At 32.7% G+C, this 23992-nt stretch carries 20 protein-coding genes, 1 tRNA gene and 1 CRISPR repeat array (1 of these 22 only partly in view); of the genes, 8 read left to right on the plus strand and 13 right to left on the minus strand.

Going from position 1 to position 23992, the window contains the following annotated elements:
• Nucleotides 1-62 precede the first annotated feature (62 nt).
• The 5 genes from ileS to MFS40622_RS06010 are packed head-to-tail and all read right to left on the minus strand — an operon-like array spanning nt 63 to nt 6049.
• On the minus strand, nt 63-3182 hold the full coding sequence (gene ileS / locus MFS40622_RS05990) for an isoleucine--tRNA ligase (RefSeq protein ID WP_012980784.1): 3120 nt from the start codon (nt 3180-3182) through the stop codon (nt 63-65).
• Nucleotides 3183-3186: 4 nt separating this feature from the next.
• A complete protein-coding gene (locus tag MFS40622_RS05995) occupies nt 3187-3753 on the minus strand; it encodes a hypothetical protein (protein ID WP_012980785.1) in 567 nt (188 codons plus the stop codon).
• A gap of 50 nt (nt 3754-3803) precedes the next feature.
• Complete coding sequence (locus tag MFS40622_RS06000) at nt 3804-4175, minus strand: DUF356 domain-containing protein (protein ID WP_012980786.1); 372 nt, start codon at nt 4173-4175, stop codon at nt 3804-3806.
• 56 nt (nt 4176-4231) lie between these two features.
• The gene (locus tag MFS40622_RS06005; RefSeq protein WP_012980787.1) at nt 4232-4912 is read right to left on the minus strand and encodes an RNA ligase partner protein; all 681 of its coding nucleotides are present in this window, start codon (nt 4910-4912) and stop codon (nt 4232-4234) included.
• Between the two features lie 54 nt (nt 4913-4966).
• Nucleotides 4967-6049, minus strand: coding sequence for a nucleotidyltransferase family protein (locus tag MFS40622_RS06010; RefSeq protein ID WP_012980788.1), 1083 nt, complete (start codon nt 6047-6049; stop codon nt 4967-4969).
• Between the two features lie 48 nt (nt 6050-6097).
• Between MFS40622_RS06010 and MFS40622_RS06015 the strand changes: the two genes are divergently transcribed.
• A tRNA-Val gene (locus MFS40622_RS06015) sits at nt 6098-6171 on the plus strand.
• Nucleotides 6172-6303: 132 nt separating this feature from the next.
• Here the strand turns inward: MFS40622_RS06015 and pfdA are convergent.
• Nucleotides 6304-6720 (minus strand): prefoldin subunit alpha, encoded by a 417-nt coding sequence (gene pfdA, locus MFS40622_RS06020; protein WP_012980789.1) that lies wholly within the window; start codon nt 6718-6720, stop codon nt 6304-6306.
• 99 nt (nt 6721-6819) lie between these two features.
• Between pfdA and MFS40622_RS06025 the strand changes: the two genes are divergently transcribed.
• Nucleotides 6820-7122: a monovalent cation/H+ antiporter subunit E gene (locus MFS40622_RS06025; protein WP_012980790.1), complete on the plus strand. Its 303-nt coding sequence runs from the start codon at nt 6820-6822 to the stop codon at nt 7120-7122.
• A gap of 16 nt (nt 7123-7138) precedes the next feature.
• On the opposite strand, the gene MFS40622_RS06030 is transcribed toward MFS40622_RS06025, so the two are convergent.
• On the minus strand, nt 7139-8440 hold the full coding sequence (locus MFS40622_RS06030; protein ID WP_012980791.1) for an S-layer protein: 1302 nt from the start codon (nt 8438-8440) through the stop codon (nt 7139-7141).
• Nucleotides 8441-8527: 87 nt separating this feature from the next.
• Here MFS40622_RS06030 and hisC point away from each other — a divergent pair, with 87 nt between their 5' ends.
• Nucleotides 8528-9637, plus strand: coding sequence for a histidinol-phosphate transaminase (gene hisC, locus MFS40622_RS06035; RefSeq protein WP_012980792.1), 1110 nt, complete (start codon nt 8528-8530; stop codon nt 9635-9637).
• A 78-nt stretch (nt 9638-9715) separates the two neighbouring features.
• On the opposite strand, the gene MFS40622_RS06040 is transcribed toward hisC, so the two are convergent.
• Nucleotides 9716-10873, minus strand: a complete 1158-nt coding sequence (locus MFS40622_RS06040; RefSeq protein ID WP_012980793.1) for an alanine--glyoxylate aminotransferase family protein — start codon at nt 10871-10873, stop codon at nt 9716-9718.
• A 56-nt stretch (nt 10874-10929) separates the two neighbouring features.
• On the minus strand, nt 10930-11583 hold the full coding sequence (fsa, locus tag MFS40622_RS06045) for a fructose-6-phosphate aldolase (protein WP_012980794.1): 654 nt from the start codon (nt 11581-11583) through the stop codon (nt 10930-10932).
• A 207-nt stretch (nt 11584-11790) separates the two neighbouring features.
• Between fsa and MFS40622_RS06050 the strand changes: the two genes are divergently transcribed.
• The gene (locus MFS40622_RS06050; protein ID WP_012980795.1) at nt 11791-14079 is read left to right on the plus strand and encodes a minichromosome maintenance protein MCM; all 2289 of its coding nucleotides are present in this window, start codon (nt 11791-11793) and stop codon (nt 14077-14079) included.
• Nucleotides 14076-14462, plus strand: a complete 387-nt coding sequence (locus MFS40622_RS06055) for a ribonuclease P protein component 4 (protein ID WP_012980796.1) — start codon at nt 14076-14078, stop codon at nt 14460-14462. Before MFS40622_RS06050 ends, MFS40622_RS06055 begins: the two co-directional genes overlap by 4 nt.
• On the opposite strand, the gene MFS40622_RS06060 is transcribed toward MFS40622_RS06055, so the two are convergent.
• The 3 genes from MFS40622_RS06060 to MFS40622_RS06070 all read right to left on the minus strand — a co-directional run bounded on the left by MFS40622_RS06060 (nt 14448) and on the right by MFS40622_RS06070 (nt 18647).
• The gene (locus tag MFS40622_RS06060) at nt 14448-16139 is read right to left on the minus strand and encodes a hydantoinase B/oxoprolinase family protein (RefSeq protein ID WP_012980797.1); all 1692 of its coding nucleotides are present in this window, start codon (nt 16137-16139) and stop codon (nt 14448-14450) included. The two genes, MFS40622_RS06055 and MFS40622_RS06060, sit on opposite strands and share 15 nt — an antisense overlap.
• 75 nt (nt 16140-16214) lie before the next feature.
• On the minus strand, nt 16215-16565 hold the full coding sequence (locus MFS40622_RS06065) for a hypothetical protein (protein WP_012980798.1): 351 nt from the start codon (nt 16563-16565) through the stop codon (nt 16215-16217).
• Between the two features lie 36 nt (nt 16566-16601).
• Nucleotides 16602-18647: a hydantoinase/oxoprolinase family protein gene (locus MFS40622_RS06070; RefSeq protein ID WP_048197491.1), complete on the minus strand. Its 2046-nt coding sequence runs from the start codon at nt 18645-18647 to the stop codon at nt 16602-16604.
• A gap of 71 nt (nt 18648-18718) precedes the next feature.
• On the opposite strand from MFS40622_RS06070, the gene cobA reads away from it, so the two are divergent.
• Both cobA and MFS40622_RS06080 read left to right on the plus strand, forming a co-directional pair.
• A complete protein-coding gene (cobA, locus tag MFS40622_RS06075) occupies nt 18719-19447 on the plus strand; it encodes a uroporphyrinogen-III C-methyltransferase (RefSeq protein WP_012980800.1) in 729 nt (242 codons plus the stop codon).
• A gap of 19 nt (nt 19448-19466) precedes the next feature.
• Nucleotides 19467-20792: a radical SAM protein gene (locus tag MFS40622_RS06080; RefSeq protein WP_012980801.1), complete on the plus strand. Its 1326-nt coding sequence runs from the start codon at nt 19467-19469 to the stop codon at nt 20790-20792.
• 64 nt (nt 20793-20856) lie between these two features.
• Here the strand turns inward: MFS40622_RS06080 and MFS40622_RS06085 are convergent, their stop codons facing one another.
• Nucleotides 20857-21474 carry a DJ-1/PfpI/YhbO family deglycase/protease gene (locus tag MFS40622_RS06085; RefSeq protein WP_048197492.1) on the minus strand — a complete coding sequence of 206 codons (618 nt, stop codon included), beginning with the start codon at nt 21472-21474 and terminating at the stop codon, nt 20857-20859.
• Nucleotides 21475-21530: 56 nt separating this feature from the next.
• On the opposite strand from MFS40622_RS06085, the gene MFS40622_RS06090 reads away from it, so the two are divergent.
• Nucleotides 21531-22340 (plus strand): HAD family hydrolase, encoded by an 810-nt coding sequence (locus MFS40622_RS06090; RefSeq protein ID WP_012980803.1) that lies wholly within the window; start codon nt 21531-21533, stop codon nt 22338-22340.
• Between the two features lie 452 nt (nt 22341-22792).
• Nucleotides 22793-23992: direct repeats of the CRISPR family, unit length 30 nt; unit sequence GTTAAAATCAGACCGATTCGGTATGGAAAC (it continues 157 nt past the right edge of the window).

Genomic DNA, 23992 nt, shown 5'->3' on the forward strand with positions numbered 1-23992 from the left:
AATAAATTTAAAAATAGAGTCATAAAAGGTAGAAAATCTTAAAGAAATTTAAAAAGAAATTTTTATTTATTTATCCTCTCAATGGCTATCTTAACATTATATTTCTCTCCATTTGGTGTCTTTATCTCCCAATCTTTTTCATAATCTGCCTTTATCTCATCAACAAACTGCCCTCTAACCTCTCTCTCAATAATCTCCTTAAATTCATCTAAGTCAATGCCTTCAACCTTAACCTTAATTTTCTCCTCAATGTCTAAGTCCATATCCTTTCTCATTGCCTGAATTCTTCTTATTACTTCTCTCATCAATCCTTCTCTTATTAAATCATCAGTAATTTCAGTATTTATAAAGACAGTTCCTTTTGAGAACTCAACTCCTGCAATGTGTTCAGGAATCTCTAATCTAATCTCAACATACTCTGGTTTAATTTCATATCCATCTAATACAACAGCTCCTTCTTTCAATTTTTCCATCAACTCTTTAGCATCTGCTTTATTTAATGCCTCAACAACCTTTGGAACCTCACTTCTATATCTCTTACCCAACTCTCTGTAGTTTGGTTTTATTATGTATTTACTTCCCTCTACTTCTCCAAATTTGATGTTTTTGACATTACCTTGCTCTTTTATTATGTATTCAAATCTTTCCACTGCTTTTTTAACTTCTTCTCCACCAGCAATGGTTATTTCTTTCAATGGATATCTTAAGGTGTATTTTATTCTATCTCTTCCTCTGTAGATTGCATCAACTATATCTCTAACTATTGCCATGTCTCTCTCTAATTCCTCATCAATAAACTCCTCATCAACCTCTATTTTATTCATGAAGATACTTTCTTCCATATCATCTGTCTTTAGGTTTTGATATATTGCCTCTGCAGTGTGTGGGGCTACTGGAGCCAATATTGTAGCCAACTTTAATAAAACATAGTAAAGTGTTTGATATGCCGCTAATTTATCAACATCCTCTTTTTCCTTCCATGTTCTGTCTCTAATCAACCTAATATACCATCTACTTAGGTCATTTAATATGAAATCCTTTAATGTCCATGTGTAAGTGTGGAAGTAAGGAACTTCAAGGTTTTCAATTGCTATCTTAGCAACTGTATTTACTCTACTTATAATCCATTTATCTTCATCTTTTAAATGCTCAAAGTATTTTTCATCTGGTTTGAAGTTATCTAAGACCATGTAATTTACAGCAAACATATAGGCATTCCATAATGTGTTGAATAAGCTTAGAACATCATCCATCTCACTCCAAACAAACCTCAAATCCTCCCAAACCTTGTTTGCACTCAATAAATAGAATCTCAACAAATCAGCCCCATATTTTTCAACAACATCGTCTGGATTAACTATATTTCCTAAACTTTTACTCATCTTGTCTCCATGCTCATCCAAGGTAAAGCCATGCATTAAACATTTTTTGTATGGAATGTCGTTGAATACAATAGCTGAGAGTGCATGTTGTGAATAAAACCACTTTGTAACTTGGTCATGCCCTTCAGTTATAAAGTCAGCTTTTTTAAGCTCTTTTACTCCAATTGAAGCATAAGGTGCTAAACCAGAATCAAACCAAACATCTAAAACATCTGGGACTCTCTTCATTTCTCCTCCACATTCACATCTCAACTTTATTTTATCAACTGTTGGTTTATGTAAATCATTAATTTCTCCAACTTCATCTTTATTTATCATTCTTTCCTCTAATTCTTCAACACTTCCCACAACTATATATTTTCCACACTTCTCACAAACCCAAACTGGGAGAGGAATTCCCCAATACCTCTGCCTACTTATATTCCAATCCCCAACAAACTTAACTCCATTTATATATCTTGTTTCAACCCAGTGTGGAATCCACTGAACTGTTTTAGCATGCTCTATAATGTTATCTTTAATCTTTGATATCTCCAAGAACCACTGCTCTGTAGCTCTAAACAGCAATGGTGTTTTACATCTCCAACAATGTGGATAACTGTGCTTTATCTTACCAGCATAAACTAATAATCCTTTATCTTTTAGAGTTTCAATTATTTCAGCATCTGCATCTTTAACAAAAATGCCCTTCCATTTTCCTTCTGTATATCTACCTTCATCATCTATTGGTGAATAGATTGGTAAATTGTATTTTTTACCAACTTCAAAGTCCTCTTCCCCATGCCCTGGAGCTGTATGGACTAAACCAGTTCCTCCCTCTAAGGTTACATGCTCTCCTAAAATAACTGTGTGGGCATTTTCCAATTCTGCAAATTCTTTTTGCCTCTCATTCTCTTCTAACAATGGATGAATATATTTTATTCCCTCTAATTCTTTTCCTTTAACTTTTTTGATTATTTTGTAGTTTTTGATGTTGTGGGCTTTTTTAGCCTTGTTTATAACCTCATCAACTAACTTTTCAGCAATAATCCAAACCTCTTTTTTATCATCAAATTCAACTTCTACATAGGCGTAGTCATATTCTGGATGAACGGTTACAGCCAAATTAGCTATTAAAGTCCATGGTGTTGTTGTCCAAATTACAACATAAGTGTTTTCATCATCCTTTAATTTGAATTTCACATAGACGGATGGGTCGTAAACATCTTTATACTCTCCTCTAACCTCATGCTCAGCTAAAGCCGTCTCACATCTTGGACACCAATAGACAACTCTCAAATCTTTTGTTAATAATCCCTTCTCATGAGCAACCTTTAATGTCCACCAACCAATCTCCATGTATTCCTTAGTTATTGGCATATAGGCATTTTCCCAATCTAACCAAACTCCTAAGTTTTTAAACTGACTTTCCATAATCTCTTTATGTTTTAAAGCAAATTCCTTACATTTTTCTATAAATTGCTCTACACCAATTTTTGTTTCTATCTCTTTTTTGTTTTTTATTCCAAACTCATTTTCAACTTTAACCTCTATTGGAAGCCCATGCATGTCCCATCCAGCTTTATCTAAAACATTATACCCCTGCATTCTCTTAAATCTCAAATAAGTGTCTTTAATTATTTTATTCCATGCAGTTCCTAAGTGTATAGCTCCGGAACAATATGGTGGCCCATCAACAAAGTAAAATTCTTCATTTCCTTCATTCTTTTTCTTTACCTTTTGATATATATCGTTCTCTTCCCAGAACTTTTTTATCTTCTTATCCAATTCTCTAAAATTAACTGGTTCCACCTTTTTCATTTACTCACCTCATGTTTGAGATTATATCTGAAATTATATCATCCATGTTGTTTTTAAATTCTTTTAAGCGAGTAATTCTTGAAATTATCTTATTCAAATATTTATTCTGAAGTTTTGGGTCTTCTTTTGTTTCCTTAGGGTAGTCGTCTGGCAGATTTTGAATTTTCTTTAAAATATTTTTATCGTCAATATTAGCAAGTTTATATAACTCCATGCACGTCTTTTTTACACTTAAGCCATTTTCAACCACAATATCTAATAACTCCTCATACGGAATTTTTTCTTCTATTATCTTCCAATAATCCCCAAATATATTATTTTCCATTATACATTCAAGCACTTCTAAGATTTTTATACTTAAATCTAACTTTAAGATTTCTGATATTAAAGAACTCTCTTTTTCTTCTAATTGAGCAATCTTATCCAAATCATTTGGATTGTTGTTTCTCAATTCTTCCAATTTTACTCGAACACTATTTAATTCCCTAAGTTTAAGCTCCCCCTCTTCAATCATTTCTCTTTTTTTGTCTTTTATTTCAACTAATGTTGGATATTCAGTAATATTTTCCATAAAATCACCCAATAATAATGAAAATCCAATAATAATGGGAAATTAGTAGATTATTTCTTTTTCTTCTTATCCTTTTTCTTTGATTTATAATAACCCTTCAATACCGGAAGTTTTGGGAAATCATCCAACAACTTATAATATATGTCTCCATATCTCTCACTAATCACCACAATATGAGCTGGAGGATGAATTTTTCTAATCCTATCTATTGCCTTTGGAGCTTTTTCAGCAACCTTTGCTAAACATGCTGTCTTACATGGCTTTTTCACTTCTCCTAATATAGCCCCCAGTATCTCATCAGCTGCCTCTGGAACGATAATTTTTGGCTTTCCAATGATTGTTAGCTCAGCATGCCTATCAACATCAGCTAAGGCATTCTTTAATTTTTCATAACTATCTCCTCTAATCAACAATATCGTCATAACTATCCCTAAACGTGTTTTTTCTAATTTAACAATAATTTTATCTTTCGATAATTTTATCTTCTATGTCTATCATTATGTTTTAAATATTCTTCAAGCATAAATGGGAAGTCGGAGGCATCAACGAATCTCAATCCTAATCTTTGAGCCCATTTTTCAATGCCTCCATCACTTGCCACTACCGCAGCATCTAACTCCTTGGCTAAAAGTAAAACATCTAAGTCCGGGGCACTATCTAAAGTTCCCACTCTTAAAGCACTCCTATATTTATTTCTAAAGGTATTTATTGTTTTTGATAGCACTTTATTTATGATTTCATTTTTACGCATCTCTGGATGTTTCTTTGATAATTCATAAACCATATCTGTGGCTTTTATTATATGCTCTTCTCCAATTCTCATTCCTTTATTTATCCTCTCTCTCAAATCTTTAACATACTCATAAAAAATCTCCGAAGGGATTTTTATCTCATACCTATTTGGAGTTTTTTTAACAAGCCATGTATCAACTTTAACTATCACATCTCTTGGACATCTCTCGTTTTCCAAAAACCCCATCAACTCATTATATACCGTTGGGTATGGGATATGACAGGAAATATTTAATTTTATCCTCGCTTCAGCTATCAAATCCATGATTTTATCTGTTAGCTCTGTGACTGTTTTAACTCCTAACGCTTTCCTAACTGATGGTTCAGTAAAAGCACTTGTATCTAAGCAGAATCTCTGTTTTTGCATGATTCTCCCCAAAGATTCAATTTCTTTAATTTTTTGATATGATTTTTTTAATTTTTAATCGTCTCTGTTGTCATCTCTAACAGCCAATATCCTTATCTTTGCGGGATAGTTATTTATATATTTTGATAGAGTTTCATTTGGAATCCTTGCCTCCAATTTGGATAAAATCCTCTCCTTAAAATGTCTTGAAAATCCATAAGGTAGAGAGTTTTTTATCTCCTCTATGTTGTTAAATGGCTTCTTCTTTTCTAAGATTTCAGCCACATTGCTTGGTAAATATTCATATAAATCATATTCATTGGCTGTTTCTAAGATTCTATCTTCAAATCTTTTCAATATCGATTTGTTGAGCTTTCCACTTTCATAAAGTTCTTTTAAAATCTCTAAGGTGGTTTCTGGAAGCATATCCTTAATATCTTCAAATCTTCCGCTGAATATTGCCTCTCTAATCTTTGTTCCACTTATTCCCTCTAACCTCTTAACAAAAACAAACTTTGGATTAAACTCTAATCCTTCTTTATTTAGCTTATAAATCATCTGAGACATTGAGGCAATGACGTAGTTATCTATATTTAATTTTTCTCCTAAAATTTCACCTGTCTCTATACAGATAATTTTATAGGGCTTAACTTGTATGTGGTAACCCTTATTTATACAGTCTATAACCCTCTCCATAGTTTTCTCTGGAATATAACCCCTTGGAATTATCTCAGCCCCTAAGCTATAAAACATCTTTATTAAGCATCTCATATACTGCCCAGAGCCCATAATACCCATTGGAGGGCCTTCAACAACAATATCTGCCCCAGCTTTTATCGCCATCTCTGCCCTTATGTATCTATTTAAGAAATAAGGAATACCTCTCCCACTTCTCTCTAATGGGCCGGGCAAAACGCTAATAAAAATTCCATGCTTCTTTCCTCTCTCCAATGCATACTTATGCCCTTTATGTAGAGGGTTGTATTCAGTAAAATCACAGACAATTTTATCTTTATTTTCCCTTTCTTTTATTTCTTCAACTATTTTTTTAAAATCTTTGAAGGATTTTTCATCCTTTCTTTTGGCATCTTTGATTATCTCCTCTTTATCCTTCAAAAAATTTTTTAAATTTAAATCCATAATTTCACCAATAGGCATAAACTTTATATATGATGAGTTAAATTGTTATTGATGCTGAGGTGCTGAGGGCCCATGGTCTAGCTGGCTATGACGTCGCCCTTACAAGGCGAAGGTCGCCGGTTCGAATCCGGCTGGGCCCACTATTTTTTATTATGGGAATAATCATCCATTAATTTAGATATATAGTTATTATTTAGTCTTGAAGTATTTATTCATAACAAGTTCTATATTAGAAATTAAAAAAAGATAGAAAAAAAGCAATAATAAGGCAATTATTCGTTTTCTTGAGCTTGTTGAGCTTTTTGTATTCCTGCCTGCAGTTCTTTTCTTAAAGCAGTTATTGCCTTAGCTAATTCTTCAGCTTTCTTCATGCCTTCCTTTTCTGCTTTATCTAAATCTTCAATAGATTTTTTTAAATCTTCAATAATCTCACTAAATGATTTTTCAACATAGATATCTGACTTTACTCCAATTAATGCCTTATCGTCAACAATTTTTGCCTTTAAAAATACTCCGGGTCCTACGGGAATTAATGTTTCTTCATCTGCCTTTATATTCTCAATTGTCTTAATTGAATTCATTATTTCAGATTTTAACGCCCTTATTGACACCAATTCACTTTGAATCATTTGCAATTGTTGATTGTATATTTCTAAAGCCATTGCTTTCTGTCTTAAATCTTCACTCATATTTCCACCTCAACAATTAAGCATTTATTAGCAACACATATATATTTTAGGGTGCTTAATAAAACTTATTGTAAGCATAGTTTTGTGGGTGTGTATGTTATGAGATTATTAGGAATTATTGGATATTTGGCTGTTTTAATTAAAGCTATATGTGAATCCTGGGTTGATGTAGTTAAAAGAAGCATAAACGGGGAAATAAATCCTCAAGTTATAGAGATTGAGTCAATCATTAATAATCCCACCGGCTTAGTTCTGTTATCATGGTCTATAACAGCCACACCAGGGACTTTAGTTATTGATTTAATTCCAGAAGAGAGAAAATTAAAAGTAGCTACAATAAGTCCAAGAAGTAGAGAAGATATTGTCCCATTTGAACCATACATTAAGAAAATCTTTGATTAAACTTTAATTTTATTTTTTATTTGATAATATTTACTTTTCCTTTATCCCACTCCACCATTAATGTATCTTCATCATTATATTTTGTTAAAAATGCCAATATCGCTGCTTTTGTTCCCCACCTATCAGAACCAGCTAAGATATAGATGTTGTTATCATTGTAAGGGTTTTTTATTTTTTGTATAATCCCTATATGATTCCCAAGATAATTACCAGTTATATTCACTTTTAATAATCCTTTATCCTCAAGTTCTTTAACAAATTTATTAACTTTTGGACCACCAATAAGGATTATATCCTTGTTTATGTTTAATGGATTAATATCAAATACATCCAATGAGTTAAAATAAATTTTTTCATGATTTTTGAGCTCTTTTCCTTTATAATAGACATGAGTAGTATTGTTTATTTTTATGGCGTAAATACTGTCTCCAAGATAAGCAATGTCTTTATTTTTGATATTTACGGTTTTACTTTCTCTCTTTATAATTTTAAATAGAACATAATCTTTATAGCACTTTTCAGGTATTATGGTGTAATTAAACAAATTTATTTTAGTTCCTAACTTATTTGTATTTTTATATTCAAGCTTTATTTTGTCGCCACTAATATCCTTTACTTTAAATCTATTATCCAATGGGAAATCTTCATCTTCTTCAATTTTTATTGTAGAATATACATCAAACGTAAAATAATAACCCTTACCACTTTTTGTGCAATTTTTATAAATAATTCCAAGCATTCCGTCTTTTGTATAACTAATCTGACCTTTATTTAATTTAAGGGACTCCATAAATTTTCCATTTTTGTATATATTAACAAATATATCATTCAAATCAGAGGAAACCAGCTCTACAACAACTTTATACCCATCGTATTCAAATGAATCATTTGTTGTTATTTCTTTTCCATCTTTTTCTTTCAATATTACATAATTTGAAGTAATATCTTTAACTATGTAACTTTTGTTGAATAAGCTTATCTCCTTTCCCTTTTCAAGATTCAAATATTCTATACACTCAACACTTTCATACTCCACCTTATCTCCATCTCTATTAAATTTTATGTTTAGCTTTAGCTTTTTATCCTTACTCTCAATCTCAAGATTATCTATAGCTGGAACGTATGTAATATCGTTAATGACAACTGTTATATTATTTCCATCAACATTTATCTCTCTTGAGGGGTAAAAATTGTCCATTAAAATTTTAGCATTTTGGTAATCTACCGTGGATTTATTTACAAATATAACTGGCTCCGTAGGTAAAGCATTGCAAACACTTATAACTGATAGGAGTATAAGTAAAAGTATCTTCTTCATTTCAAATCCCTCCATCATTTGTAATAATATATAAAAATCCAAGAATCATATTTAAAATATTTTTGGTTAAAAATTTTGGGTGATTAAATGATAGAAAATAAAGTAAGAGAGGCGGTTAAAAAACTAAAACCCTATGTTCCTGGAAAATCAAAGGAAGAGATAGCAAGAGCTTATGGAATAAATCCAGAAGAGATTATAAAGCTTGGTTCTAACGAAAATCCTTGGGGAGCATCACCAAAAATAAAAGAAGAGATACTAAAGGAAATTGATAAAATTCACCAATACCCAGAGCCAGTAAATCCAGTTTTAATGGAGGAGTTGAGCAATTTCTTAGGTGTAGGTAAAGAAAACATCATAGTAGGAGGAGATGGAGCTGATGAAGTTATAGATGCAATATTTAGAACGTTTGTTGATGATGGAGATGAGGTTATAATCCCAATTCCTACCTTCACTCAATACAGAATTTCAGCAACAATTCACAACGCTAAAATAAAATACGCCAAATATGATAAAGAGAAAGACTTTAAATTGGATGTTGAGAGCATCCTATCTAATATAACAGATAAAACTAAAGTTATCTTCCTCTGCACTCCAAACAATCCAACTGGGAATATAATTGAAAATAAAGATATAGAGAAGATTATTAATGAGACAGACGCCTTGGTTGTTATAGACCATGCATACATTGAGTATGCCAAAAAAGAATACGATTGGACGCAAAAAGCTCCTGAATATGATAATGTCATTGTTTTGAGGACATTCTCAAAAGTATTTGGCTTAGCTGGGATGAGAATAGGCTATGGAGTAGCAAACAAAAAAATCATTGACTACATGATGAGGGTTAAGCCAGTATTTAGCTTAACAAGGTTGAGCCAGATTTGTGCCATAACTGCTCTAAGAGATAAAGAGTTCTTTGAGAGATGTGTTAGAGATGGAATAAAAAGTAGAGAAATGCTCTATAATGGGCTTAAGAGATTTAAGGACATTAAAGTTTATCCTTCAGAGGCAAATTATTTACTGGTTGAATTAAAGACCATGAAAGCAAAGGAATTTTGTGAAGAGTTGTTAAAAAGAGGCGTTATTGTTAGAGATTGCACATCCTTTGATGGTTTAGGGGATAACTATGTTAGAGTATCAATAGGAACATTTGAAGAGGTTGAGAAATTTTTAAAGATTTTAGGGGAGATTATAAGCTAAATATTTATTTTATTTAGATAAAAACTCATTTTATTACTCAGATAATTGATAAAATAAAAAAATAATTAAAAAGAGATTTTATTCTTTTAGTAAAACTTCTTTTGCAGCTTCTACACCACTCTCTTTAACCTCAAATCCAAGCTCTTTTAAAGTTAGCTCTATACAAGCCAATGTTGCTAAGATCTCTTTTTCTCCACAGATTCCCATGTGTCCAATTCTGAATATCTTACCAGCTAAGTGCTTCTGCCCACCAGCAACAACTATGTTATATTTATCGCTTAATATGCCTCTAAATTTGCTGTCTTCAATGCCCTCTGGATATTTTGCTGATGTAACTGTTACTGACCTTGCTCTTTCTTTAGCAAACAACTCTATTCCCATTGCCTCCAAACCAGCTCTTGTTGCCTTAGCCAATCTTTCATGCCTTTTAACTCTATTCTCAATTCCTTCCTCTAAGACTAAATCTAACGCTACATTTAAAGCATAGGTTAAATTAACTGATGGTGTGTATGGGTTTTGCTTCTTTTCATCATAGTATTTTTTGTAAGCCAGTAAATCTAAGTAGAAGCCAACTTTGTCATCATTCTTCTTAATGACTTCCCATGCCTTCTCGCTGACTGTTATTGCCGCCAATCCTGGTGGGGCAGCTAAACACTTCTGTGAGCCTGTAACACAGATATCTATATTAAATTCATCAACATTTACGTAATCTCCTCCCAATGATGAGACAGTATCAACAATGTATAAGGCATCATAATCCTTAACAACTTCTCCAATCTCCTTTATTGGGTTTCTTGCTCCAGTTGATGTTTCATTATGCACAACTGTAACTGCCTTAATATCATCATATTTATCTAATATCTCTTTAACTGCCTCTGGTTCAGCCATATCTCCCCATTCAACCTCTAATTTAATTGCCTCTCCTTTGTATGCATTGACTATATTTGCAAATCTCTCTCCGAAGTTTCCAGTGATTATGGTTAAGACCTTATCTCCTCTTTTTATTATATTTGAGATTGCCATATCCATTGCTGCTGTTCCTGAACCAGTGATTACAAAGGTGTCATTCTCTGTCATAAAGACCTTTTTTAACTTCTCAACAGTATCTTCTAACAAAACTCCATAATCCTTTGTTCTATGCCCAATAACTGGCATTGCCATTGCATTTAAAACCTCTGGTGGAACCATCGTAGGCCCTGGAATCATTAACAATTTTTTAACTGCATCCAATTTCATAATCTCCCTCCATAAAAATTATTTATTTAAATTATTTATTTGAAAGAGTAATGCCCTTATTTCCTACTTTTTAAATATTCATCCCAATCCTTTAAGAATCTCTCTAAACCAATGTCTGTTAGTGGGTGATTAAACAATTTGTCCATAACTGCTGGTGGCATTGTTGCAATATCTGCCCCTATTTTTGCAGCCTCTAAGACATGCCATGGGTGCCTTATAGATGCAACTATAACCTCTGTCTTAATATCATAGTTTCTATAAATCTTTACAACATCTTCAACCAACTTCATCCCAACATGTCCAATATCATCCAATCTTCCAACGAATGGAGATACATAGGTAGCTCCTGCTTTAGCGGCTAATAATGCTTGTAATGGTGAAAAGACCAAAGTTACATTTGTCTTTATACCTTCAGCTGAGAGTATTTTAACTGCCTTCATTCCATCTTTTGTCATTGGGATTTTTATAACTATGTTGTCAGCCAATTTGGCTAACTCTCTCGCTTCTTTGACCATTCCTTCTGCATCTGTTGATATAACCTCAGCACTTACTGGACCGTCAACGATTTGGCAGATTTCTTTAACAACCTCGTAGAAATCTCTTCCTTCCTTAGCCACCAATGTTGGGTTTGTTGTAACTCCATCAACTAAGCCGAGTTCTGCATACTTTTTAATCTCTTCAACGTTTGCTGTGTCTAAGAAGAATTTCATCTTCATCCCTCTTTGTAAGTTTTTAAGGAAATATATGCATAAGGGGTTAAAAAGTTATCTGTTATTATAGATTTGAATATACAAAAATTTTATAAGAAATAGTTTTATAGAATATTCCATCATCTTATATATGGTTTTAATCATCAATTTACCTTTTTGAATACCAAAACTATTTTTTAATCTAAATAGGCAATTTACGTGATAACTATGGCAAATTTTGATGAAGAAGTTTTTAGGGCGTATTATGAGCATAAAATAAAGAGCTTTATAAAAGAAGAGTTATCTAAAAATTTAATTAAAGGAAATATCTTCGAATTTGACATAGAGAAATTTTTAATGCACTTTCCAGATGCGTGTGAAGTTAATGACATAATAGTTGAGAGACCAAAAGAAGTTGAAGAGATAATATTAGATATATTTAAAGAAGCTTATGTTGAGCTATTTGGAGAGGATAAAGAGTTAGAAAAGATACAAATTGCCTTTAAAAATCCAAAAGGTTGTGAAAAATTAATTGAAGAGATTTCTGCTGAAGATATTAATAAATTGGTTAAATTTGAAGGAAATATATTGCAGGCAGGAAAAGTTAATGCACTTTTAAAAAAAGCAGTATATTATTGTAATAAAAGAATAAAAGATGAAAATAACAATTTTTTATGTAAATACACTTATACTCCATGTAATGGATGTATTGAAATTGAGATTGATGACTACTTTAGTGAAGGAGAATTTATTAAGGATATGTTGTCTCCAAGAGATGTTAGAAAAATTTTAGAAAATAAAAAAGTTTGGGATAAGTTGGTAGAAAAAGGGAAAATCCCAAGATGTGTAGATTTAAAGGAAAATGATGAAATTTTTAAAGAAAAACTAAAAGAGATAAAGTTTATTTTGGATGAATACGACTCAGTGTATGTGAATATTCAAGAGATGGAGATTCAACAGCCAATTGATTTAATGAAAAATCCTGAAGAGCCAGCAAGAAGTATTAGAGTTTTCTTAGAAAACACTCCAGGGATATATGCAGGGAGAGTAAATGTCGTAGGAAGAGTTATGAAGAGAGAATACAGGCAGAATCTCCCAATCTATAAAATATACATTAAAAGTAATTATATTAAAATTTCTGAAAGTTACAATAAAATCGAAGTTAAAGATATACTAAGAAACGAGGAACTTATAGAGACACTAAACGAATTAGGTAAGAAGAAAAATATCATTGATATGCTATCTAACTTTTTAATCTCCCAGATAAAAGGTTATGAATTGGTTAAAAAAGCAATATTCCTTCAACAAATTAAAGGAGCTTTTAAATTCTTACCAGATGGAACTCCTTTAAGGAGAGATAGTCATATTTTATTAATCACAGACCCGGGGATTGGTAAAACCACAATGCTTAGAAGAATAGCAAGATTATTCCCACAAAATGCTTATGCATCTGTAACTACTGCAACTGGAGGAGGTTTAACTGCTATAGTAACAAGAGAAGCTACGGAGATTGGAGATGGATGGGTTGTTAAGCCGGGAGTATTTGTTAGGGCAAATGAAGGAACTGCGTGTATAGATGAGCTAACCGTTGATAAAAATGTGATGAAATACATCTTAGAGGCTATGGAGAGCCAGACAATCCATGTCAATAAAGGAGGAATTAACGTTAAACTCCCAGCAAGATGTGCAGTTTTAGCTGCATGTAACCCAAAAAGAGGAAGATTCGACAGGAATTTAACTGTTATAGAACAGATAGATATTCCAGCTCCATTACTCAGCAGATTTGATTTGATATTTCCATTAATGGATAAGCCAAATAGAAAGGGAGATGAGGAGATAGCTGAGCATATTTTAAATACTCACATTGAAACTGCTACCAAAGATTATAAGATTTTAGGAGCTATTGATATTGACGGCATAACGGTAGATGAGAAGCTTTTAAAATATTATATTATATATGCAAGGAGTTGTGCATACATAGAGGAGAATCAAGATTTATACTTAGGAGAGTTTGATGAGACAAAGCTTATTATGCCATATTTAACTGAAAGTGCCAAGAAGAAGATTAAAAAATACTACTTAGAGATGAGGAAGTTGGGAGAGGGAGACAATCCAATACCAATAACTGCAAGGCAGTTGGAGGCAATTATTAGAATTGCTGAGATGCATGCAAAGGCAAGATTATCAGATAAGGTTGAAGATATCGATGCAGAAGTGGCAATAAACATTATTGATGAATGCTTAAAGCAAGTTGCCTATGACCCAGAGACTGGAACTTTAGATTTGGATAAGATAGCTGGAACTCCAAAATCAAGAAGAGATAAGATGGATGCTGTCCTCAACATTATTAGGGAGATTGTTAACTTAAGAGATGATGGCTTAGCACCAGAAGAGGAAATATACGAGAAGGCAATGGAGATTGGGTTATCTGAAAAGGATGTTAATGATGCCTTAGAATATTTAAAGAAGGCTGGGGATATATACAATCCAAGATATGGATTCTGGGGTTTATTATGAAAAAGTTTTTAGAAAAGAAAATAAAGAAGATAGCTTATGAAAGAATTGATATATTGATGAGCTTAGCAGAAGAAGAAGCAAAGAAAGGAAATTGGGAGAGAGCTAAGAGATATGTGTATTTAGCAAGAAGAATAGCCATGAAGATGAGAATAAGATTCCCTAAAAAATGGAAAAGGAGGATATGCAAAAAATGCGGAACTTTTTTGTTGTATGGAAGGAATGCAAGAGTTAGAGTTAAAAGCAAAAGGTATCCTCATGTTGTTATAACCTGCTTAGAATGTGGGGCAATATATAGGATACCAATGATTAGGGAGAAGAAAGAGAAAAGAAAGAAAAAATTAGAAGAAAGATTAAAAGCAAAATCAAATTCACAAACTTCTTAACTTTTTTGTTTCTTCAATATCAACAACAAAATCATCATCTTTTTTAACAATTTTTACTTTATAATCTCTATATGCTGATTCAACAGATATTTTCCCATCTTTAACATCCTCTAAGATTAAATTTATATCTCTTTCATAAGGAGAGCCATAGCCCCCACCACCGGGAGTGTTTATCTCAACAACATCTCCACAACTTAAATATAAAGTGTCCTTTCCAGATAAGGGTATTTTTCTACCCTCTTTTATAACATAATGCTCTCCACAAGCTCCACTATAGCCATTATTAACTCCCCAAGGAGCAATTTTAATTCTCTCAGCAATTATGGAGAGCATGCAGTCGGATAGCATTTTATAAACCCTCCTTATACCTAAACCTCCCCTATACTTTCCAGCCCCCCCAGAATCTTCTCTTAGAGAGTATTCAAGAATCATTATTGGATACTCGTTCTCTATAACTTCAATTGGAGTGTTTAGAGTGTTGGTCATATTTGCATGAACTCCATCAACTCCATCTTTGCCATTTCTTCCTCCAAAACCTCCTCCAATTGTTTCATAGAATGCCCATCCTTTTCCTCCAATAATAACATTATTCATACTTCCGTTTGATGCCGCTGGCACTCTATCTGGGAATTCATGATAAAGGGCTTTAAATATCACATCTACGATTCTTTGGGAGGTTTCAACATTACCAACAGAAACTGGAGCTGGTTTCTTTGGATTAACAACTGTTTCCTCTGGAGCCATGATATTTAAAACTCTAAAAATACCATGATTCATTGGTAAATCTGGGTCTATAACTGCTTTTATTGCAAAGGATGTTGATGCTACTGTAACACCATAAACAGCATTTAATGGAGCATCTAACTGTCTATGCGTTCCAGTGAAATCAACTGTTATTCTGCCCTTATTTATCTCAACTCTCACATTTATGTTTATCAATTTATCCTTATATTCAAGATAATCAACTGCCTCACATACACAGCTAATGTCCTTAATCTTTGATTTTAAATATGTCTCAGAGTAGTCTAAGCTCTTCTTCCATGCCTCTATAACTTCTTTATCTCCATACTTTTCAATTAATTTTAAGATTCTCTCAACACCAATGTTCAATGATGATATTTGGGCTTTTAAATCACCAATTGTAAATTTCGGCACTCTAACATTTGATGTTATTAAATTTAAGAGTTGTTTGTTTAGATTTCCGTTTATAACAAGTTTTGTTGGAGGAATTATCAAACCTTCATGATAAAGCTCTTTCACACTACTACTTATACTTCCGGGAGCATAGCCACCAACATCTACATGATGAGCTTTATTTGCCACGTATCCAATAATTTTATCGTTATAAAATATTGGTTTTAATAAAGTGATGTCATTTAGATGAGTTCCAGCTATGTATGGGTCGTTAAGGATAATTATATCATCCTTCTCAATCTCTATATCTTCTTTTTCTATATAGTCAATAGCATTTTTAACTCCAATAGCCATGCTTCCCAAATGCACTGGAATGTGTTCAGCTTGAGCTATCAGCTCTCCATCTGATGATAAAATAGCACAGCTAAAATCCAACCTATCCTTAATATTTGGAGAGTAAGCTGTATTTCTTAAAACAATCCCCATCTCCTCTGCAATATAGGAGGTTGAGCTTTTAATAACTTCAACAGTAATTTTGTCCATAGTAATCCCTTTGATAGTTTTAATCTAATATTGAATCTTAATCATCTTATCATTCCTAATAAAAATAGAAATAATTCATTTAACTCCAAATAACAACTTTATTAACTCAATAGCATTAGGATTTGTTGTTATATAAAGCAATATCAAAATTACAAAGCCAATTGTCATTTTTTTATCTAATTGGTTAAACCTATTATCTACATATCTTAAAATCCTTTCCTCCATAGCATTCATCTTTTCCTCCAAAATGGCAATATCCTTTTTAGTTGCTAATTCATCTTTTAGCTCTTCTTTTACTTCTGTTTTAACTTCTATCTTACCCTCTTTCACTAACTCAATAATCACATCATAAAATTCTTTAGCCTCATTCTCATCCTTAACTTTTTTAAGAATCAACTCATACAACTTAGCATAAGCAATAGCCATAATTCCACCAAATTTTAAATATCTCCCTATGCCTTTTTAAAGTTTCTCAATCCTCAAACATTCATATTTATCAACAAAAGCCATATAATCTGGTGGAATCACTATAGTTGAATCATACTCCTCAACAATTGCTGGCCCTTCAAATATAGCTCCTGGTTTAAGCTTATCCCTATTATAAACTGCTGTCTCTTCCCATCCACTACTGAAATAAACCTTTCTATAGCTTTCTGGCTTTGGTGTGTATTCTTTAACTTCACTGCATTTTATCTCTGGCTTTGTCAATAAACCAATAATTGTAACCCTTGCATTAACTAACTCAATCTCCTCCTCTAAAGAACTAAACTTATAAACTGCCTCATGTTTTTTGTGGAAGTTATCTGCCAATTCTTTTAAATCTCCAGTCCATGGGATTGTTAATTCATAGGACTGCCCTTTATATCTAACATCAATCTGCTTAACTATCTTTATCTCCTCAAAGCCCTCAACCTCTTTAATTCCCTCCTCTATTAACTCAATAAATATCTCCTCAATCTCTTCCTCATCAACTTCATTTATATCTTTTAATATACTTTTAACCTTATCAACTCTACAATCAGCCAATAAAAGCCCTAAAGCAGAGAAAACTCCACATGAAGGAGGAATTAAGATTGATTTAATCTCCATCTCCTCTGCCAACTCAACTCCATGTAAAGGGCCGGCTCCACCAAATACATACATAACAAAGTCCCTTGGGTCATAGCCTCTCTCAACAGTAACTATTCTTAATGCCTTTGCCATGGTTGTGTTTGCTAACCTTATTATTCCATAGGCAGTTTCTTCAACACTCTCTCCAATCTTCTCTGCCAATTTTGATATCGCCTTCTCAGCTAAATCTTTTCTTAATGTTAATAATCCTCCACTAAGCTTTTCTCCCAATCTACCAAGGATTAAGTTTGCATCCGTTATTGTTGGCTTATCATTTCCTTTTCCATAACAAACAGGCCCAGGGTCAGCTCCAGCACTTATTGGGCCGACTCTTAAGGCGTTACCTTCATCAACCCAAGCTATTGTCCCTCCCCCAGCACTAACCTCAGCCAAATCAATAAATGGAAATCTAACTGGATAACCAGAGCCTTTAATTAATCTTCCAGCATGAACCTCTCCTCCAACTTCATACTCATTTGTTACTAAAGGAGAGTTATTAATTATAGTTGATGCCTTGGCAGTTGTTCCACCCATATCAAAGCCTATAACTTTGTTATCATTTAAAATCTTTGAGAAATAGGCAACTGCAATAGCCCCAGCCGCTGGACCGGATTCAATAAATGCCGCTGGTCTTTCAGTGGCATATTTTATGTTAGAGATGCCTCCACTACTCTGCATAACATAAAATTTCCCATTAAAGCCGTTATTTTTTAAAGAGCTTATAAAGCTCTTTAGATACTTTGACATTAATGGCTTTAGATATGCATTAACTACAGTTGTGCTTGTCCTCTCATACTCTTTATATTCAGGATTAATTTCATGAGAGGTTATAACATCCACATTAGGGCAGAGATTTTTTATTATTTCCTTTGCCTTCTTTTCATGAATTGGAGTCTTATAGCTATGTAAAAAAGAGATAACAACTACTTCATAACCTCTTTTTTTAATTATCTCAGCTATTTTTTGCAATTCTTCTTCATTTAATGGGATGATTATATTTCCATTTGCATCTATTCTCTCTTCAACCTCATATCTATCTCTCCTCTTTATTAATGGCTTAGGTTTTTCAAAGAATAAATCATACAGCTTAGGTCTTCTCTGCCTACCAATTTCAATAACATCCCTAAATCCTTTTGTTGTAATTAGTGCAATTTTTGGAGGGTTTAGATGCTCTTGCCCTAAGAACATGTTTGTTCCTAAGGTTGTTGCATGGATTAAAATATCTATCTTATCATAAGGTATTTTAGCTGTTTCTATTGCATTTATTGCTCCAATAGCCGGACTCTTTGGAGTTGTTGGAACTTTAACTACCTTAAACTCTCTGCTATCTTCATCAAAATAAACGAGGTCTGTAAATGTTCCTCCTATATCAATCCCCACTCTATAGCTCATAGCCATCCCATAATAATTAGTATTAGAAGCTATAATTTATTTTAATGCCAAAAAATATAAAATTTTGTGGTGAAAGAATGACTGGCAAAGTTATCTTAGTAGGAGCTGGGCCTGGAGATCCAGAGTTGATAACAATAAAGGGCTTAAAAGCTATAAAACAGGCGGATGTTATTGTTTATGATGATTTAATATCAAAAGAGTTGTTAAATTATGCTAAAGAAGATGCTGAATTAATTTATGTCGGAAAAAGAAAGGGAAAACATTCATTTAAGCAGGAAGAGATTAATAAAATATTAGTAGATAAGGCAAAAGAAGGAAAGTTAGTTGTTAGATTAAAAGGTGGAGACCCGTTTGTTTTTGGTAGAGGTGGAGAGGAGATATTAGAGCTGAAAAAGCATAATATACCTTATGAAGTAGTTCCGGGTATAACGTCAGCTATAGCAGTTCCAGAGGTTGCTGGAATTCCAGTAACCCATAGAAAGGTAGCCACTTCCTTTACAGTAGTTACTGGACATGAGGCAGAGGATAAAAAAGAGAAACAGGTTGATTTGAGTAAATTAAATGCAGATACTATTGTAATTTTAATGGGAATAACTAATTTGGAAAATTTGGTTAAAGAGTTGTTGCAAAACCCAAAGAGAAGCAAAGATACACCAGTAGCAATTATTATGGAAGGAACTACAGAGAATCAGAGAGTTATAAAAGGAACTTTGGGAGATATTGTTGAAAAGGCAAAGAAAGAAGGAGCCAAACCACCGGGAGTTATAGTTGTTGGTGATGTTGTTAATGTGTTGGATAGTCAATAAATAATATTCTGTGATTAAAATGATAAAAAATGTTGCTATAATCTATCCAAACAAATTTAAAGCAGGGATTTCTTGCTTAGCTGTGCATGTATTGGCTAATCATCTAAGCAAATATAGAGATTTAAATGTAGGAGTGTATTTCTTAGAGAATTATGAAAGGATAAGGAATTTTGATGCAATTTTTATCACTCTGCAGTATGAGAATGATTACTTTAATGCAATAAAGATAGTTAAAAATTTAAGAAAAACTAATCCTAATGCCGTCTTTGTTGCTGGAGGGCCATGTGTAATGGAAAATTTCTTTCCAATGGCTGAGTTTTTTGATGCATTTATAGTTGGAGAGATTGAAAATAGTGATGTAATGTTAAAAGTTATAAATAGAGAGTTTGATGTTGAAGGAGTTTATTCAAAGTTTTTAGATAAAAAGAAGGTTAAAAGAATCTATCCAAAAAAATTGGGAGTTGAGGATTATCCAATATATCAGCCAACCTCTGAAGAAGGAGCTTATGGAAAATCCTTCTTATTGGAGATTGGGAGAGGTTGCCCAAGAAGATGTAGATTTTGCTTAGCAAGAGCTATTTACTACCCACCAAGGTTTAGAAAGCTTGATGATTTGATGTATTTGGCAGAAGAAGGAGTTAAGGTTAATAAAGTTAATAAAGTAGCATTAATAGCTCCATCAGTTGGAGATTATAAGTATATAGTTGAACTCTGCAATTTTTTAGATGAGAAGGACATTCAAATATCTCCATCATCTTTAAGGGCAGATACTTTAAACGATGATTTAATGAGAATCTTAAAACCAAAGACCTTAACCATAGCTCCAGAGGCTGGAAGTGAAAGGTTGAGAGAATTTATAAAAAAAGACATTAAAGAGGAAGATATAGCCAATGCTATTGATTTGGCTAAGAAATTTGGAGTTGAGAAGATTAAACTCTATTTTATGGTTGGAATTCCAACAGAGACAGATGAGGACATTGAAGAGCTTATAAATTTAACAAAGAAAATAAAAAAAGACATTAGGAGAGTTGAAATCTCTATCAATCCAATGATTCCAAAGCCACATACGGATTTTGAGGCAGAGGAGTTTGATTTATCCTCTAAGAAAAAAATTAGGTATATTGAAAAATCTTTAAGAAGAGAAAACATCAAAGTGGAGTATGAGAACTTCAACTCCATGATTTGTCAGTGTGTGTTGGCAAGAGGAGATGAAAATCTTAGCAAATATTTAGATACTTCAAAAAATCCAACAAGCTTAGTTAGTGCTTTAAAGAAAGATAAATTATTGGATAGATACTTAGGAAGGTTTGAAGAGAAGGGAGTTTGGAGAAACATTATTATCTAAATTTTTGCTGTTAAAAAACTTAATATTAATATTAAATTTGTCAAAATTATAAAAAAGTATTCATTTATTGTTTATTTTTTTCTATTGCCTTTAAAACCTCTAAACCAAACAATCTTGCATACTCAGGGGATTTTGCAGTAACTACATTACCATCAACAACAACCCCTTTATCTTCATAAATAGCTCCAGCTTTTTTCAGCTCTTCTATCGCCTCTGGAGCTGGATATACAGTAGCTTTTTTGTTCTTTAAGATTCCTGCTCTTGCTAAAACTACTGGAGATAAACAGATTGCCGAAACAACTTTATTTTGGTTGTAAAACTCTTTAACTAATTCTATTAATCTTGTATTATTCCACAAATACTCTTTTGAACCAATTCCCCCCACTATAACTATTGCTACATAATCGTCAGGGCTTACGTCATAGATAGTTTTTTCAACAGTTATCTTATTCCCCAACATCCCCACACATTCTCCTTTTGTTGTTGAGACAACATCAACCTTCAACCCATTAGATTCAAATACAGCCATTGGTTCAAACAACTCTTCATCTCTAAAATCCTTTGGAGCTATAACCATTAAAACTTTTGCATTTTTCATATTTTCCCTCTTTTCGTTGGGATTAGTTATGCACATTGAAGACATTAAGGTCAGGGTTATCAATATTGCTGCCAACCTCTTCATGTTCCCACAAATAATTCTTTATACTTGAACATATATATCTAATTAATGGGGTAAGTATGAAAGTGGCTATAGTGTTTGATAGTGCTGGGACTCTTGTAAAGATAATGAGAGTCATTAAAGATTTAAAGAAAAATAAGTTTATTTGCAACAGACAGACTGTTGACATTGTAGATGAAAAAAAGGGTAGAGCTTTAGTTATAATTAAAGAAGACCCTTTAAAAGTTGTAGATAAAGAAGACCCAGAAAAATTAATATCTGATTTACTAAAAGAGGTTGAAATTGGCATATCTTATTGTAATCCACCGATAAATAGAGAAGGGATTTTCAAAGATAAAAAAGCCAAGGTTAAAGAGTTGCAGGAGCCGTTGAATATTTTAAAGAGGTATGAGGTAGAGACAGGATATGGAAGTGCTTTAATTGTAGATACTTATGCTGGAGAGATTGAATACACTATAACAACTGCTGGATGTTTATTTAAAGAGGTTAAAGAAACAATTAAACAACTGAAAGAGTTGGGAGTTAAGGTTTTCATAGCCTCTGGAGATAGAAAAGGGTTTATAAAGAGATTGGCTGAGATTACGGGAGTTAATGAAAAATACATAATGGCAGAGGCCCATCAAGAGTTAAAGAGAGATTTAATAATAAACCTAAAAAAAGAGGGGTATTTTACAATAATGGTTGGAGATGGAGCTAACGATGTCCCAGCAATGATTGAAAGCGATTTGGCAGTTGTCACATTACAGAATGGAAATGTATCAAAGAAAGCCCTTGAAACAGCAGATATAAAGATTTACAATATAAAGGAAATTGTTGATGTTTGTAAAAAAGTTATTAGTGGAAAGATTAAAGGTAGAAAATCAAGTTAAGGAGTATTTTGGTATGGAAAAATATTTATATGTGTTTCTTGATATTTTTATTTTAAGTTTTGATAATTTTTGGTTATATTGTTGGAAGTTTATCTCGTTGGATGTGTTTAAAATTTGATAGAGGTAACAATTAGTTGGCATTTGCTTATTTAGAAGATTTAAATTTAATTTCTAAGGGTATAGCAATTTAATTGTTTGGAATATTTAGGTTTATTGAATTATTTAGATTTTTAAAATTTAAGATTAGATACTAAGTTAAATGAAATTTCTCCAACCAATAAGTCAAATCTTCAAATTTAGAAAGATAAGAATACTTAATTTTGTTAAAAGGGAAAGATTTAAATATCAGTAGGTTTATAAATGAGGATAGTTATTTACCCTTAGAAAAATATGGTGCCGAAAAGTATAAATATAAGAAAGATAATAAAAAATAAGTTGTGAATGATTGCCTTGTTAAAATCAGACCGATTCGGTATGGAAACGACTTAAACTTATTGCAAGTAATATAATCTTTTAAAATGTTAAAATCAGACCGATTCGGTATGGAAACCTGTTGGAGAAGGAACATCCTCAGGATTTAAAGGTTAAAATCAGACCGATTCGGTATGGAAACCTTTATTCTGGAGGGCTACTTGAAACAGTAGATAGTGTTAAAATCAGACCGATTCGGTATGGAAACATATTAAACCGAAATAAGCACAGTCCATATGTATTTTGTTAAAATCAGACCGATTCGGTATGGAAACTTGACTTTGAATCTAACGATTGTTATCGGTACACGTATTGTTAAAATCAGACCGATTCGGTATGGAAACTCAGTAGATTTAAATGCGTTCTTCGACATTTCAGGAGCTAAGTTAAAATCAGACCGATTCGGTATGGAAACTTAATTTGGACTGTTATTGCAGTTGGCAAGGTTACATTATGTTAAAATCAGACCGATTCGGTATGGAAACCTAAATAAACAGGTTCAGAAGATACGGGCGTATTGTTTGTTAAAATCAGACCGATTCGGTATGGAAACGTTGGAATCTAAAAAACTTATCAGAGTGTCCAAAACGTTTGGGTTAAAATCAGACCGATTCGGTATGGAAACCTGTGCTACATTTCTGTCAATCCAATATGCTGGTGGCAAACAGATGGTTAAAATCAGACCGATTCGGTATGGAAACAAATCAGCAAGGATTATTGCCCAATGGTTTGCCTGGAAGTTAAAATCAGACCGATTCGGTATGGAAACTCCAACACTGTATTCTCACTGTAAGATATGTCGACATCGTTAAAATCAGACCGATTCGGTATGGAAACATTAATCAAGTTAATCTTGCTCTGATTCGTGAATTTATAGCGTTAAAATCAGACCGATTCGGTATGGAAACTTCGTTTCAGACCACATTATCCACGACCCTGACAGCTAGTTAAAATAAGACCGATTCGGTATGGAAACTTGGATGTTGCACAATTAAACTTTAACGCTTATTTGCAGTGTTAAAATAAGACCGATTCGGTATGGAAACATTACAAAGATTGATAATATAATTCGCTCAAAAGTTCCAGTTAAAATAAGACCGATTCGGTATGGAAACGAGATGGAAATGTTAGAGAGGTTTTATGATAAGCCAGTGTTAAAATAAGACCGATTCGGTATGGAA

The sequence above is a fragment of the Methanocaldococcus sp. FS406-22 genome, from assembly GCF_000025525.1.
In the GTDB taxonomy this organism is placed as follows: Archaea; AGJL01; Methanococci; order Methanococcales; family Methanocaldococcaceae; genus Methanocaldococcus.